General features: G+C 59.0%; 11 protein-coding genes. 4 read left to right on the forward strand and 7 right to left on the reverse strand.

Features of this window, described 5'->3' with window-relative positions; all coding sequences use genetic code 11:
• Positions 1-103 precede the first annotated feature (103 nt).
• The gene (locus BLU25_RS07115; RefSeq protein ID WP_029611594.1) at positions 104-385 is read left to right on the forward strand and encodes a hypothetical protein; all 282 of its coding nucleotides are present in this window, start codon (positions 104-106) and stop codon (positions 383-385) included.
• Positions 386-437: 52 nt separating this feature from the next.
• Here the strand turns inward: BLU25_RS07115 and BLU25_RS07120 are convergent, their stop codons facing one another.
• Both BLU25_RS07120 and BLU25_RS07125 read right to left on the reverse strand, forming a co-directional pair.
• The gene (locus tag BLU25_RS07120) at positions 438-2,255 is read right to left on the reverse strand and encodes an aminopeptidase P family protein (protein WP_016782390.1); all 1,818 of its coding nucleotides are present in this window, start codon (positions 2,253-2,255) and stop codon (positions 438-440) included.
• A 56-nt stretch (positions 2,256-2,311) separates the two neighbouring features.
• Positions 2,312-3,484 carry an aminotransferase class V-fold PLP-dependent enzyme gene (locus BLU25_RS07125; RefSeq protein ID WP_016782389.1) on the reverse strand — a complete coding sequence of 391 codons (1,173 nt, stop codon included), beginning with the start codon at positions 3,482-3,484 and terminating at the stop codon, positions 2,312-2,314.
• A gap of 329 nt (positions 3,485-3,813) precedes the next feature.
• Here BLU25_RS07125 and BLU25_RS07130 point away from each other — a divergent pair, with 329 nt between their 5' ends.
• Both BLU25_RS07130 and BLU25_RS07135 read left to right on the forward strand, forming a co-directional pair.
• Complete coding sequence (locus BLU25_RS07130) at positions 3,814-4,899, forward strand: sigma-54 interaction domain-containing protein (protein ID WP_016782388.1); 1,086 nt, start codon at positions 3,814-3,816, stop codon at positions 4,897-4,899.
• Positions 4,900-5,066: 167 nt separating this feature from the next.
• The gene (locus tag BLU25_RS07135) at positions 5,067-5,846 is read left to right on the forward strand and encodes a TSUP family transporter (RefSeq protein ID WP_016782387.1); all 780 of its coding nucleotides are present in this window, start codon (positions 5,067-5,069) and stop codon (positions 5,844-5,846) included.
• On the opposite strand, the gene nudC is transcribed toward BLU25_RS07135, so the two are convergent.
• The 5 genes from nudC to gnd all read right to left on the reverse strand — a co-directional run bounded on the left by nudC (position 5,814) and on the right by gnd (position 10,927).
• Positions 5,814-6,644: an NAD(+) diphosphatase gene (gene nudC / locus BLU25_RS07140; protein WP_016782386.1), complete on the reverse strand. Its 831-nt coding sequence runs from the start codon at positions 6,642-6,644 to the stop codon at positions 5,814-5,816. The two genes, BLU25_RS07135 and nudC, sit on opposite strands and share 33 nt — an antisense overlap.
• Positions 6,645-6,674: 30 nt before the next feature.
• Positions 6,675-7,487, reverse strand: a complete 813-nt coding sequence (locus BLU25_RS07145; RefSeq protein ID WP_016782385.1) for a crotonase/enoyl-CoA hydratase family protein — start codon at positions 7,485-7,487, stop codon at positions 6,675-6,677.
• Between the two features lie 124 nt (positions 7,488-7,611).
• Positions 7,612-8,430 (reverse strand): Cof-type HAD-IIB family hydrolase, encoded by an 819-nt coding sequence (locus BLU25_RS07150; protein ID WP_016782384.1) that lies wholly within the window; start codon positions 8,428-8,430, stop codon positions 7,612-7,614.
• Positions 8,427-9,950: a glucose-6-phosphate dehydrogenase gene (zwf, locus tag BLU25_RS07155; protein ID WP_016782383.1), complete on the reverse strand. Its 1,524-nt coding sequence runs from the start codon at positions 9,948-9,950 to the stop codon at positions 8,427-8,429. The genes BLU25_RS07150 and zwf overlap by 4 nt, the downstream gene beginning before the upstream one ends.
• Positions 9,947-10,927 (reverse strand): phosphogluconate dehydrogenase (NAD(+)-dependent, decarboxylating), encoded by a 981-nt coding sequence (gene gnd / locus BLU25_RS07160; protein WP_016782382.1) that lies wholly within the window; start codon positions 10,925-10,927, stop codon positions 9,947-9,949. The genes zwf and gnd overlap by 4 nt, the downstream gene beginning before the upstream one ends.
• Before the next feature lie 361 nt (positions 10,928-11,288).
• Here gnd and BLU25_RS07165 point away from each other — a divergent pair, with 361 nt between their 5' ends.
• Positions 11,289-13,031 (forward strand): phosphoethanolamine transferase CptA, encoded by a 1,743-nt coding sequence (locus tag BLU25_RS07165; RefSeq protein WP_083369576.1) that lies wholly within the window; start codon positions 11,289-11,291, stop codon positions 13,029-13,031.
• Positions 13,032-13,158 lie beyond the last annotated feature (127 nt).

Here is a 13,158-nt window from a genome sequence, read left to right on the forward strand (position 1 = left end):
ATCACTTGGGCTGATTCTGGATAAGGATGTCCACAGGTGCCAAGGATAGATGGCCATCGATTTCCGCATCCCGTACATCCGACGCAAACGCTTAAGGACAGGAATGAAACGAATTTTGGTAGCTTTAGCCGTTCTGGCAGTAACCGGCTGCGCTGCAACCTCGGAAACCGCCGTCAAACATGGCAAAAGAGGTTTACATATCAATTGCTCTGGATTGTCCTCATCGTGGAACAAGTGCTTCGCCGAAGCTGACAAGGCCTGTGGCACCAAAGGCTACCGGGTCATTGCCAAATCCGGTGATGCTGCCGAAGAGCCAGGGGATTACCCGTTCGGCTTGAACCCGGCCGGCTACACCAGTCGCAGCATGATCGTCATCTGCAAGTAGTAGCCGGACCGAAGGCCATGCAGTTTGCGTCTGCAACTGCATGGCTAGTGGCTCAACCGTTCGAAAGCGGCGCCGTGCGCGCCAGCAACCACTCCAGAGCCGCCCCGGCAAGCAGCGGGCTCAAGCGCTCGCGAACCTGCTGGTGATAAGCATCAAACCACGCCAGTTCCTCGCGCGTCAGCAATGAAGGCTCCAGGCAGCGACTGTCAATCGGGCACAGGGTCAAGGTTTCAAACTTGAGGAACGTCCCGAACTCCGAAGACCCCGCTTCGCGGTTCAACACCAGGTTCTCGATTCGCACCCCCCAGCGACCCGGACGATAGGTCCCCGGCTCAATCGACGTAATCATCCCCGGCTGCATTGCCGTATGCGGTGCCGCTGCAGCCTGGTAGGCAATTACCTGGGGGCCTTCGTGCACATTCAGAAAGTAGCCGACGCCATGCCCGGTGCCGTGCCCGTAATCGACGTTCTCGGCCCAGATCGGTGCCCGGGCAATCGAGTCCAGCAGCGGTGACAGGATCCCTTGGGGGAATTGAGCCCTGGACAGTGCAATGACCCCCTTCAATACACGGGTGCAGTCGCGCTTCTGTTCCTGGGTGGGCGTCCCGACCGGCACCATTCGCGTGATATCGGTCGTGCCGCCCAGGTACTGCCCGCCGGAGTCGATCAGCAGCAGGCCGTCGCCCTCTATCAGCGCATGTTCCTGTTCGGTTGCATGGTAGTGAGGCATTGCGCCATTGGCATTGAAAGCGGCAATGGTATTAAAGCTCAGGGACACAAACCCCGGACGGCGGGCGCGCGCCGCAGTCAGTTGCTCATCGATGGTCAACTCCGTAATTCGTTCGCGCCCCAAGGCTGTTTCCAGCCATGCGAAGAACTCACACAACGCAGCGCCATCCTGCTCCATCGCCTGACGGATATGCACCGCGTCTTCCAGGCTCTTTTGCGACTTGGCCAGGGTGGTCGGGTTCAGGCCTTCAACCAGCTTCACATCGGCCTGCAGATGGCCGAGCAACCCGCAGGTCACACGGGCTGGGTCCACCAGCAAACGGGTGGTAGCCGGCAAGGATGCCAGCGCAGCACTGATCTGGGCGTAGTCACGCAGCTCAACACCGTCACCGGCCAGGGTCTCGCGCAATGCCGGGCTGACTTTGCCCAGGTCAAGGAACAGGGTGGCCCGCGCATCTTCGATCAGGGCAAACGAAACGAATACCGGATTGAAGGAAACATCCGAGCCACGCAGGTTAAACAACCAGGCGATGTCATCCAGGGTCGCAATAAAGTGAGCGTCAGCGTTGCGCTGCTTGAGTGTTTCGCGCAACTGCGCCAGCTTGCTCACCCGGCTGACGGTCGCTTGCGGTGGCAAGTGTTCATAAACCGGCTGCACCGGCAATGCCGGGCGATCAAGCCATACCTCGCCCAGCAGATCGATATCGGTACGCAACACAGCACCGCGGTCCTTGAGCTTGCTTTCAAGGGTGCGGGCCGAGGCCAGTGCGAGTACCGCGCCATCCACGCAAACGGTTGCACCTTCGGGCGCCTGCTCGGCCAGCCACTCCAGAGGGCCGGGCTGGCCAGGCAACAGCTTGACCAGCTCAATGGTGCTACCACTGAGCTCTTTGGCAGCCTGCTCCCAGTAACGGCTGTCAGCCCATACGCCGGCAAAGGTTGGCGTCACGATCAAGGTGCCTACAGAGCCGTAAAACCCCGACAGCCATTGACGGCCCTGCCAGTAAGCAGGCAAGTACTCGGAAAGATGGGGGTCGGCCGAGGGCACCAGCAGGGCATGAATGCCGCGCTGGCTCATCAACGCCCGGGTGCGGGCCAAACGCTCCACAACCGATCCCGAATGCAACGACTGAGTACTCATCTTGTCTCCTGCTGATCACTGATAATTATTATGTGTTGCCAAGGATGATGGCTCAGCTACAAGGGCTGGGCAACCGCCCAGAACGGCGCGGGTGCCGCCAGGGAAGCCTTGATGGCCTTTACCGCCACATCTATATCCTGCTCACGGGTGAAACGGCCAAGGCTCAGGCGAATGGTACGCCCGGCCTTGTGCGCATCGTGCCCCAGCGCCAGCAGCACATGGGACGGTGCATTGCTGGCCGAGTTGCACGCCGAGGTTGCCGAATATGCCAGCTCGGCACTCAGGGCTGCACTGTTAAACGACCCTTCGCTGAAGGTCAGGCTCAAGGTGTGGGGAATTCGCTGGGTCGGACAACCATTGCAGAGCAGCCCCGGCACATCGGCCAATTGCTCCAGCAAACGCTGGCGCAAGCCGCCAATATGCGCCAGCTCCTGGGCAAACGACTCACTGGCCAATGCAAAAGCTGCGCCCATACCGGCAATTTGATGCGTCGCCAGCGTGCCCGACCGCAAGCCGGACTCATGCCCGCCCCCGTGAATCTGCGCCTGCAGGCGATCCTGCGCCCGCGGCCCCACATACAAGGCACCGATCCCCTTGGGCCCATAGATCTTGTGCCCCGAGAACGACATCAGGTCTACCGCCCATTCAGCCAGGTCAATCGCCACCTTGCCTGCACCTTGCGCGGCATCAACATGGAACAATGCACCATGCTCGCGCACCCGACGGCCGATGCCCGGGATATCATTGACCGTACCCAGCTCGTTGTTGACCAGCATCAACGACACCAGCAGCGTATCGGCACGCAGTGCAGCGCTGACCTGATCAGCGCTGACAAGGCCGTTGGCATCGGGGGCCAGGTACGTCACCTCAAAGCCCGAATCCTGTAAAAAGCGCGCCGTATCCAGTACGGCCTTGTGCTCGATCTGGCTGGTAATGATATGCCCACGGGACTGGCCACTGGCCTGGGCAACACCTTTGAGGGCCAGGTTGTTGGACTCGGTTGCGCCCGAGGTCCAGATAATCTGCTCGGGTTGCGCATTGATCAGTTGCGCGACCTGCTGGCGCGCCAGCTCTACTGCAAGCCGGGCCTGCTGGCCAAAAACATGGGAGCCCGAGGCCGGGTTGCCAAAGTTGCCTTCAAAACCCAGGCACTCGACCATCACCTGAATGACACGAGCGTCCACAGGTGTGGTGGCCGCGTAATCGAAATAAAGAGGTCGCTTGTTCATTGTCAAAACCCACTGAGCGCATTCCGGAATCAGGCAGTGCCTGCTTCGAGGATAGTAAGCCACTTGAAATGCGGCCGTTAGAAATACCCGATTGAGCCAGGTGAAAAAAGATGCATTTAAAAGAAAGGCCGTAGGATAAATCCCAAATTCGGCCCTCCTGCCATGCAGGGTCTTATAAAGCGCTAAAAACCGGTGTCGACGCAAGTCTGATATGCAATATCGATATATAAATATGGAATTAGGTTAGTTTACGGAATAACAAAATGACTTTATAAAGCTGCCTCCGGCTTTCCTTTTGTGGGCAGAGCCCCTGTTAAAAGGAGCTGTCAATGCAGCTTTTAACACTACCTGCCACCCCGGCACTGGCCACGTCCATACGCGCCACCGCCCAGGTCTTTGAAGATCCGGCGTCCAGGGCCCTGTTGGCGCACCTGCAACAAATCGCCCCCAGTGATGCCAGCGTGCTTATCATTGGCGAGACCGGCACCGGCAAGGAACTGGTCGCCCGCCATATCCACCAGCTCAGCCACCGGCATCAGAAGCCATTTGTGGCCGTCAACTGCGGCGCGTTTGCGGAGTCACTGGTTGAAGCCGAACTGTTTGGCCATGAAAAAGGCGCGTTTACCGGCGCACTGGCCGCCAAGGCCGGCTGGTTTGAAGAGGCGGATGGCGGCACGCTGTTTCTGGATGAAATCGGCGACTTGCCGTTGACCATCCAGGTCAAGCTGCTGCGTGTGCTGCAAGAGCAGGAAGTGGTGCGCCTGGGTTCGCGCAAGAGCACGCCGATCAACGTGCGCGTCCTGGCTGCCACCAATGTCAACCTGGAGCAGGCCATCGATGCAGGGCACTTTCGCGAAGACCTTTACTACCGCCTGAATGTCGTCAGCCTGGGCTTGTTGCCGTTGCGTGAGCGCCCTGGTGATATCCTGCCACTGGCCCGGCACTTTCTTAAAGTCTACCGCCAACGCTTGCCCCACGGGCCAACCGCCCTGAGCGAATGCGCCGAGCAAGTGCTCGTCCACCACCCCTGGCAGGGCAATATTCGCGAACTGGAAAACGTCGTACACCACAGTCTGCTGCTGTGCCGCAATCAGTCCATCACCGTGCAGGACCTGCGCTTGCCGCAACCGCGCAACAGGCGCCAGGACTTCGCGGCGCCGCAGCCGGGCACACACAGTACCCGTGAATTGTTGCAGCGGGCCTTTCGCAAGTTGTTTGAAGAGGAGCCGGGCGCCTTGCATGAAACGGTTGAAGACGCCCTGTTGCGTGCGGCCTATGAGTTCTGCCATCACAATCAGGTCCACACCGCCAAGCTGCTGGGCTTGAGCCGCAATGTCACCCGCACCCGCCTGATCAAGTTGGGCGCACTCTCGGTCAACACCCGGCGCACGGAGGCGGACGCCCTCGCCTATTGACCCGCGCAACAATGCCTGGCCACAGCAGCAACTGGTTGACCCGGGGTTAAACACAACGTCGGGCCATCGCCGAGCAAAAGGCCTGTCGCCGCTGTTCGTGCTTATGGGTAAGATGACGTCCTTCCCGCGCGCCTGCGCTGTACGTCCTGCCGAACTAAGCCGATCCCATGCCTTTTGAACTCAGCGTAGATTTGACCACCCTCGCCATTCTGGCGGCCGTTGCTTTTGTTGCCGGATTTATCGACGCCATTGCCGGCGGCGGTGGCCTGCTCACCACCCCTGCCCTGCTCACCGCGGGCCTGCCACCCCACCTGGTGCTGGGCACCAACAAACTCAGCTCGACCTTCGGCGCGGCCACGGCGAGCCTCACGTTCTACCGCCGCAAACTGTTCCACCCCCGCGAGTGGAAGCTGGCCATTTTCGGCACCCTGGCAGGTGCGCTGATCGGCGCAACCGCCGCTCACTACATGCCTGCAGAATGGCTTAACAAGATGTTGCCGGTGATTGTATTCGGGTGCGGGCTCTACCTGCTGTTTGGCGGCACGCCCAAAACCCCCATCGACAACGATGCGCCGATCAAGAAGAAATGGCAGTTACCCCAAGGCCTGGGCCTGGGCTTTTATGATGGCGTGGCCGGGCCGGGCACCGGTGCATTCTGGACCGTCAGCAGCATGCTGATGTATCCGATCGACCTGGTAAAGGCCAGCGGCGTGGCCCGCAGCATGAACTTCGTCAGCAACATTGCAGCGCTGTCGGTGTTTATCTTTTCCGGACATGTGGACTGGGTGATCGGCCTGACCATGGGCTTTGCGGTCATGGTCGGGGCTTTCTTTGGCGCCCGCAGCGCGATCAGCGGCGGGGCCAAGTTCATTCGCCCGGTGTTTATTACCGTGGTCCTGGGCCTGACCGTGCGCCTAGCCTGGCAGCACTGGTTCGGCATGGCCTAAACGCCTGGCCACATACAGGTCGATGAGATAGCGCGCAATCGAGCGCGACGCCGGCAACGGCGGTAATTGATGCACATTGAACCACTGCGCATCTTCTATCTCGTCGGCCTGGGGCACAATCTCGCCCCCGGCATATTCGGCGTGAAAGCCCAGCATCATCGAATGCGGGAACGGCCAGCACTGGCTGCCCACATACTGGATGTTCTTGACCTCTACCTGCACTTCTTCACGCACTTCGCGGATCAGGCAATCCTCGGCAGATTCGCCTGGCTCGGCGAAGCCCGCCAGGGTGCTGTATACCCCTGGCACAAAACGCGGCGAACGGGCCAGCAGCACTTCATCACCGCGGGTAATCAACACGATCATGCTCGGCGAAATGCGCGGGTAGCTGCGCAAGTCGCAGGTGGCACAGTACATCGCCCGCTCCCCGGGCACCTGCGTCATGGCCTGCCCGCAACTGCCGCAAAACCGGTGTTCACGGGCCCAGGTGCCGATTTGCGCGGCATAGCCCAGCACTTTATACAGGGTGTGATCGTCGCCCAGCATAAAGGCCCGCAAGCCCTGCCAATGGCAGCCTTCTACCTGCGCCGCAGCCTTGAGTTCCAGCAAGTAAACCGGCTCGCCGTCGAGGTGGCCGATGCCATGCTCGGCCAGCACCGGCAAGCCTTGGCGTTTTAGCCATTCGCGGGGGAACAGCGGGCCATTGGCATCGATCAAAAAACCGTCAGGGCCGCGCGCCACGGCCCAGCCGCCAGTCAGGTCTGTATCCAGTACTGCCGTGATCCAACGCGGTGTCATCAGGTGTTCCTTGTTCAGGTTACAAAGCCATCAATCCAGAAATTCAGGTTTCTGTTTGGTCATGTGCGCCGTCATCGCCAGCCGCAAGTCACTGGATTGAAGCATCGCCGCATTCCAGGTCGCAACATATTCCAGGCCATCATCCACGCGGTGATCACGCATGTAACCGATCATCTGCTTGGTACCTGCAATGGCAATGGGCGATTTGCTGGCGATTTCATGGGCAATCGCCATGACGCCATCGAGCAGCGCCTGATTATCACTGTAGACCCGGTTTACCAGGCCGATGGCACGGGCTTCATCCGCCGCGACCATGCGCCCGGTATAGGCCAGCTCACGGAGCATGCCATCACCGATAATACGCGGCAGGCGTTGCAGCGTACCCACGTCGGCGGCCATGCCCATGTCTATTTCCTTGATCGAGAATTGCGCATCCTCGGCGGCATAGCGCATGTCGCAGGCAGCAATCAGGTCAATCGCCCCGCCAATGCAATAACCCTGGATCGCCGCCAGGACCGGCTTGCGGCACTGGTCTACGGCATTGAACGAAGCCTGCATCTGCAGGATCTTGCGCCGCAGCATGCGGGCATTGCGCCCCACATCCTTGCCCAGCTCGTTGGCCACCGACGCCAGCAACATCAGGTCGATGCCGGCCGAGAAGTGCTTGCCCGCCCCACTGAGGACCACCACTCGCACCGCGTCGTTTTCATCAATCCACTGGAATATCTCGATGATTTCTGTCCAGAACGCAGCATTCATCGCGTTGACCTTCTCAGGTCGATTGATTTGTACATGGGCAATATTGCCGTTCAACTCAACCTGAAAAGCCTGGTAGTCGGACATAACCTGAATCCTTTGTAGGGCACCGTCGCCGGTCGATAGGCGGCGGACTATAACAAGCCTTGCAGGGCCCAGGCAGGCCGCGATAACGCCAAAATACGGACAAAATGACCTGCCTGCCCCGCCATCAGCGTGGCAGGATCAATTGCTCAATCGCCTGGGCAACGCCATCTTCGACATTGCTGCCAGTCACATGCATGGCCTGCTCGCGAATGTGCGTATCGGCCTGGCCCATGGCAATCGACAACCCGGCACGATGAAACATGGCCGGGTCATTACCGCCATCACCGATCGCCACCGTACGCGCAAGCGGCACACCCAAGTGCTCGGCCAGCGTGGCAAGGGCATCGCCCTTGTTGGCCTTGAGTGCGGTGATGTCCAGGTATCGGGCCTGCGAACGGCTGGCCGAAGCCTCGCCGCTCAACAACAGTTGCAACTGCTGCTCAAGCGCTACCAGCAATGGCGCATTGCTCGTGGTGGCCACAATCTTGTCCACCCGATGCAGATAAGGCTCAAAGCTATCGACCACCAGCGGCGCATAACCCAGGCCCTGCTGTTCATGGGCAACCATCGGCCCCAGCGGGTCGCGCAACAGCCACTCATCGTCAGCGAACACCCAGACTTCAACGTCATGCCCGGCCAAAAAAGCCAGTGTCTTGAGGACGGCCTGGTACGGCACATGATGGGACTGCAGCACGCTGCCATCCGCGTTGACCAGCACCCCGCCATTGAACCCGGCAGTCGGCAGATCAACACCCAACTGCTTTATATAGTCACGCATGGCCCGGGGCGGGCGACCGGTAGCCAGGGTGAAGTGAATGCCTGCTGCCTGCAGTGCCTTGACTGCCGCCAGGTTGCGCGGGCTGATGCTGTGGTCGGGCAATAGCAAGGTGCCATCCATGTCACACAGCACCAGTTCAATGGGGTCTTGCTTCACGTCACTCATCCTATGTCGAGCCAGACGCGACCATCGCGCGCCAGCAAATCCTTGGCCGCCTGCGGGCCATCTTCCCCGGCTTTGTAGGGCTGTACGTCTGAATGTTCGCGCCAGGCATCCAGAAAAGGCTGCACGCCACGCCAGCCGTTTTCAATGTTGTCAGCACGCTGGAACAAGGTCTGATCGCCGGTCAGGCAGTCATAAATCAACGTTTCGTAGCCTGTAGATGGCTGCATCTCGAAGAAGTCCTTGTACGCAAACCCCAGCTCGATATTGGCCATCTTCAGCCCCGGGCCCGGGCGCTTGGCCTGCAGGTCGAACCACATGCCTTCGTTGGGCTGGATCTGGATGCGCAAATAGTTGGGCTGCAAGCGTTCAACTTCAGTGTCGCGAAACTGCGCATAAGGCGCAGGCTTGAAGCAGATGGCGATCTCGGTGTCCCGTGCACTCATGCGCTTGCCGGTGCGCAGGTAAAACGGCACGCCAACCCAACGCCAGTTGTCGATCATCACCTTGAGCGCGACAAAGGTTTCGGTATTGCTGTCGGGCGCCACATTGTTCTCTTCGCGATAACCCACGACCGGCTTGCCACCGGACTCACCCTGGGTGTACTGCCCGCATACCGAGTTTTTCAGCGCATCGTCCCTGGACCAGGGGCGGATTGCGCCGATCACCTTGGCCTTTTCACCGCGCACCGCATCGGCGCCAAAAGCCGCGGGCGGCTCCATCGCCACCATCGCCAGCAGCTGGAACAGATGGTTGGGCAGCATGTCGCGCAAGGCCCCGGTATGTTCGTAAAAACTGCCACGGGTCTCGACCCCGACGGTTTCAGCCGCGGTGATCTGCACATGGTCAATGTAGTGATTGTTCCAGAAAGCTTCAAAAAGCCCGTTGGAGAAACGGCTGACCAAAATGTTCTGGACTGTTTCCTTGCCCAGGTAATGGTCAATCCGGTAGATCTGCTTCTCGCTCATGACGCTCAGCAGGCATTCATTCAATGCTTGTGCCGTCTGTACGTCAGAGCCAAAAGGTTTTTCAATAACTACCCGGCGAAAGCCTTCCGGGGTTTCCTTGAGCAACCCGCTGGCGCCCAGGCGCTGCACCACTTCGCTGAAAAAGCGCGGTGCAGTGGCCAGGTAGAACACCGCATTGGCGGTACCGCTGGCAAAGATCTTCTGTTCCAGCGCCGCATAGGTGCTGTCATCGAGAAAATCGCCCTGCACATAGCTGATGTTCTTCGCCAGCGAGGCCCATAGTTGGGCATTCAAGCCCTGGCCCTCAGGATGATCCACCTTGCTGGAGGCTTCAGTGCGAATGAAGTCCTCCAGTTTTTTGGCAAAACCCTCATCACTGATCGCATTGTGGTCGACGCCCACAATGCGCAGGCCACCGTCCAGCAAACCATCACGACTCAAGTTGTACAGCGCCGGCATCAGCAGGCGCTTGACCAGATCACCGTGGGCACCAAACAGAAACAGAGTGGTGGGCGGCGCAGGCTTGGCATCAGGTTTACTGGACAGATCGGTCATTTTTTAGGCGTCTCCACATGGCCGCCGAAACCAAAGCGCATGGCCGACAACAATTTGTCGCCATAGAGGCTTTGCTGGCGTGAACTGTAGCGGGCAAACAGGGCTTGCGACAGCACCGGTACCGGGGTCGACTGCTCCATGGCGGCTTCGATGGTCCAGCGGCCTTCACCGCTGTCTGCCACGGCGCCCGAGTAGCCATTGAGCGGCTCATCGGTGGCCAGGGCATCGGCGGTCAAATCCAGCAACCAGGACGACACCACGCTGCCACGACGCCAGACTTCAGCGATATCACCCAGGTTCAGGTCAAAGCGCTGCTCTTCAGGCAGGTTTTCACCGCCTTTCATCTTCATCAGGTTGAAGCCTTCGGCGTAAGCCTGCATCAAACCGTATTCAATACCGTTGTGCACCATTTTGACGAAATGGCCTGCACCTGCCGGGCCTGCGTGGATGTAACCACGTTCGGCACGGTCATCGTCAGATACACGGTCCTTGGTGCGCGGGATATCGCCCATGCCCGGCGCCAGCGCTGCAAACAGCGGGTCCAGGTGCTTCACGACAGCGCTGTCTCCGCCGATCATCATGCAATAACCACGCTCCAGGCCCCATACGCCGCCCGAAGTGCCGACGTCAACGTACTGGATGCCTTTTTCGGCCAACGACTGCGAACGACGAATGTCATCCTTGTAGAAGGTGTTTCCGCCATCAATGATGATGTCATCGGCGTCCAGCAGTTCGCTCAAGGTCTCGATGGTATCTTCGGTCGGCGCACCGGAAGGCAGCATCACCCACACAGCGCGGGGTTTGGCCAGGCCGGCGACCAGCGCTGGCAAATCGGCAACGGCGGTGGCGCCTTCCTGTTCCAGAGCGCTGACAAAGTCGGTATTGCGGTCAAAAACCACGGTTGTATGCCCATTGAGCATCAGACGCCGCGCGATATTCCCGCCCATACGGCCCAATCCAATAATTCCCAACTGCATGTACTGTTGCTCCCAACGACAAATAAATAGGTGTACAGCACCTTGGTGCAGCATTGCCCAAGGTGCCCGATCAGGATCAGCCCTGACACATGTTGCATAGTTTCGCACAAGCTGCAGTGCAGATTCCCGATTCAATACACTCAACAGACGGACGAAGCAGTAAAGACTGCAAAAAACATCAACATTCTGTGCCTGGCAAGGCTGTCTCACCCCCACCAGGTCGGTGATGGGTGACAAAGTTTTCACATCCCCTTGGCGATACTTAAACACTTTGTGACTGCTCATTCTTGAGGCAGTCCTCATGTGGTGTGCCTGGCTACACGGCACGGGCCATTCAAGTAGTTATCAGCTGGAGCGCTGTATGGGGATGTTTAAACGCAGTAACACATCTGCGAAGGGATTCGATTGGGCAGGCCTTGGCTGGCTGTTCCTGTTCTTTTGGTATTTTTCCGGCATCACCCAACTGCTGATCCAGCTGACAGGCACCTCAGGGTTTTCAGGCTTTCGCCAAGCCTTTGTGATGAGCGCCATCTGGCTGGCCCCGATGCTGATGTTCCCCAAGCAGACCCGCGTAATGGCCGCGGTCATTGGCGTCGTGCTGTGGGCCTGCTCGATGGCCAGCCTGGGCTACTTCTTTATCTATCAGCAGGAGTTCTCGCAAAGCGTCATCTTCATCATGTTCGAATCGAACATCTCTGAAGCCGGCGAATACATGACCCAGTACTTTGCCTGGTGGATGGTGCTGGCCTTCCTGGCGCATACCGCTTTTGCCGTGTTCCTGTGGACCCGCCTGCGCCCGGTGTATTTGCCCCGCGTGCAAGCCTGGGCCGCAGCCGTGGCCATCCTCGTCGCGGTTATCGGCTACCCGCTGATCAAACAGTCAATCAAGCACGACAACCTGGCGACAGCCCTGGAAAGCTTTGAAAGCCGCGTAGAACCTGCAGTGCCGTGGCAAATGGTGGTTGCCTATCGCCGCTACCTGGAGCAACTGGATAACATGCAAGGCATGCTCGCCAGCGTCAGCAAGATCCCGCCGCTGACCAACCTCAAGGACAACGAGGCCGGCAAGCCGACTACCCTGGTGCTGGTCATCGGCGAGTCCACCAACCGCCAGCGTATGAGCCTCTATGGCTATCAGCGTGAAACCACACCCAACCTCGACAAGTTGCGCGACCAACTGGCCATTTTCGACAACGTGGTGACGCCGCGCCCCTACACCATCGAAGCGCTGCAACAAGTGCTGACCTTTGCCGACGAAGAAAACCCCGACCTGTACCTCAGCACCCCGTCCCTGGTCAGCGTCATGAAGCAAGCCGGTTACAAGACCTTCTGGGTCACCAACCAGCAGACCATGACCAAGCGCAACACCATGCTCACCACCTTCTCCGAGCAGGCTGATGAACAGGTCTACCTCAACAACAACCGCAACCAGAACGCCCGTCAGTACGACGGTGACGTGATCGAGCCGTTCAACAAGATCCTGGCTGACAGTGCCCCGCGCAAACTGATCGTCATTCACCTGCTCGGCACCCACATGAGCTACCAGTATCGCTACCCGCCGACTTTCGACAAATTCGTCGACCGCACCGGTGTGCCTGCCGGCCTGAACGATGCTCAAGTACCGACCTACAACAGTTACGACAATGCCGTGTTGTACAACGACTTTGTGGTATCGAGCCTGATCAAGGACTTCGCCAAAACCGACCCTAATGGCTTTTTGCTGTACCTGTCCGACCACGGTGAAGACGTGTTTGACTCGGTCGGCCACGCAACGCTGGGCCGCAACGAGGCCAAGCCGACCGCACCGATGTACACCATTCCGTTCATGGCCTGGGCTTCACCCAAATGGCGTGAAAGCCACGCGTGGAATTTCGCTGGCGACCTCGATCGCCCTTATAGCAGCTCGCAGTTTATCCACACCTGGACCGACCTGGCGGGCCTGAGTGCCGACGAGCTGGACGACAAGAAAAGCCTGGTCAGCGACCAGTTTGTCGCTCGCCCGCAACTGATTGGCGACCCGTACTCACGCCCGCAAAAAGCCTTGATCGACTTCAGCCTGATCAAGCCCAAACACCCCATCCCTGCCAACGTGGTCCAGCAATAACCTGGCTGTGGGGCGCCCGGCGCGCCCCACACATGCCCGACACATAATTACAAATAATTCTCGTTTAGCCTAACTCCGCGCCTTGTCATTCGTTTGAAGCACTGGACAACTTCATAACAACGACAAG

Source organism: Pseudomonas fragi (genome assembly GCF_900105835.1).
Classification (GTDB): domain Bacteria; phylum Pseudomonadota; class Gammaproteobacteria; order Pseudomonadales; family Pseudomonadaceae; genus Aquipseudomonas; species Aquipseudomonas fragi.

Bases quoted from the DNA above. Each gene is read 5' to 3' on its own strand.
- BLU25_RS07145 (WP_016782385.1), bottom strand. From the start codon at position 7,487: ATGTCCGACTACCAGGCTTTTCAGGTTGAGTTGAACGGCAATATTGCC.
- BLU25_RS07125 (WP_016782389.1), bottom strand. From the start codon at position 3,484: ATGAACAAGCGACCTCTTTATTTCGATTACGCGGCCACCACACCTGTG.
- nudC (WP_016782386.1), bottom strand. From the start codon at position 6,644: ATGACACCGCGTTGGATCACGGCAGTACTGGATACAGACCTGACTGGC.
- BLU25_RS07115 (WP_029611594.1), top strand. From the start codon at position 104: ATGAAACGAATTTTGGTAGCTTTAGCCGTTCTGGCAGTAACCGGCTGC.
- BLU25_RS07130 (WP_016782388.1), top strand. From the start codon at position 3,814: ATGCAGCTTTTAACACTACCTGCCACCCCGGCACTGGCCACGTCCATA.
- gnd (WP_016782382.1), bottom strand. From the start codon at position 10,927: ATGCAGTTGGGAATTATTGGATTGGGCCGTATGGGCGGGAATATCGCG.
- BLU25_RS07150 (WP_016782384.1), bottom strand. From the start codon at position 8,430: ATGAGTGACGTGAAGCAAGACCCCATTGAACTGGTGCTGTGTGACATG.
- zwf (WP_016782383.1), bottom strand. From the start codon at position 9,950: ATGACCGATCTGTCCAGTAAACCTGATGCCAAGCCTGCGCCGCCCACC.
- BLU25_RS07120 (WP_016782390.1), bottom strand. From the start codon at position 2,255: ATGAGTACTCAGTCGTTGCATTCGGGATCGGTTGTGGAGCGTTTGGCC.
- BLU25_RS07135 (WP_016782387.1), top strand. From the start codon at position 5,067: ATGCCTTTTGAACTCAGCGTAGATTTGACCACCCTCGCCATTCTGGCG.
- BLU25_RS07165 (WP_083369576.1), top strand. From the start codon at position 11,289: ATGGGGATGTTTAAACGCAGTAACACATCTGCGAAGGGATTCGATTGG.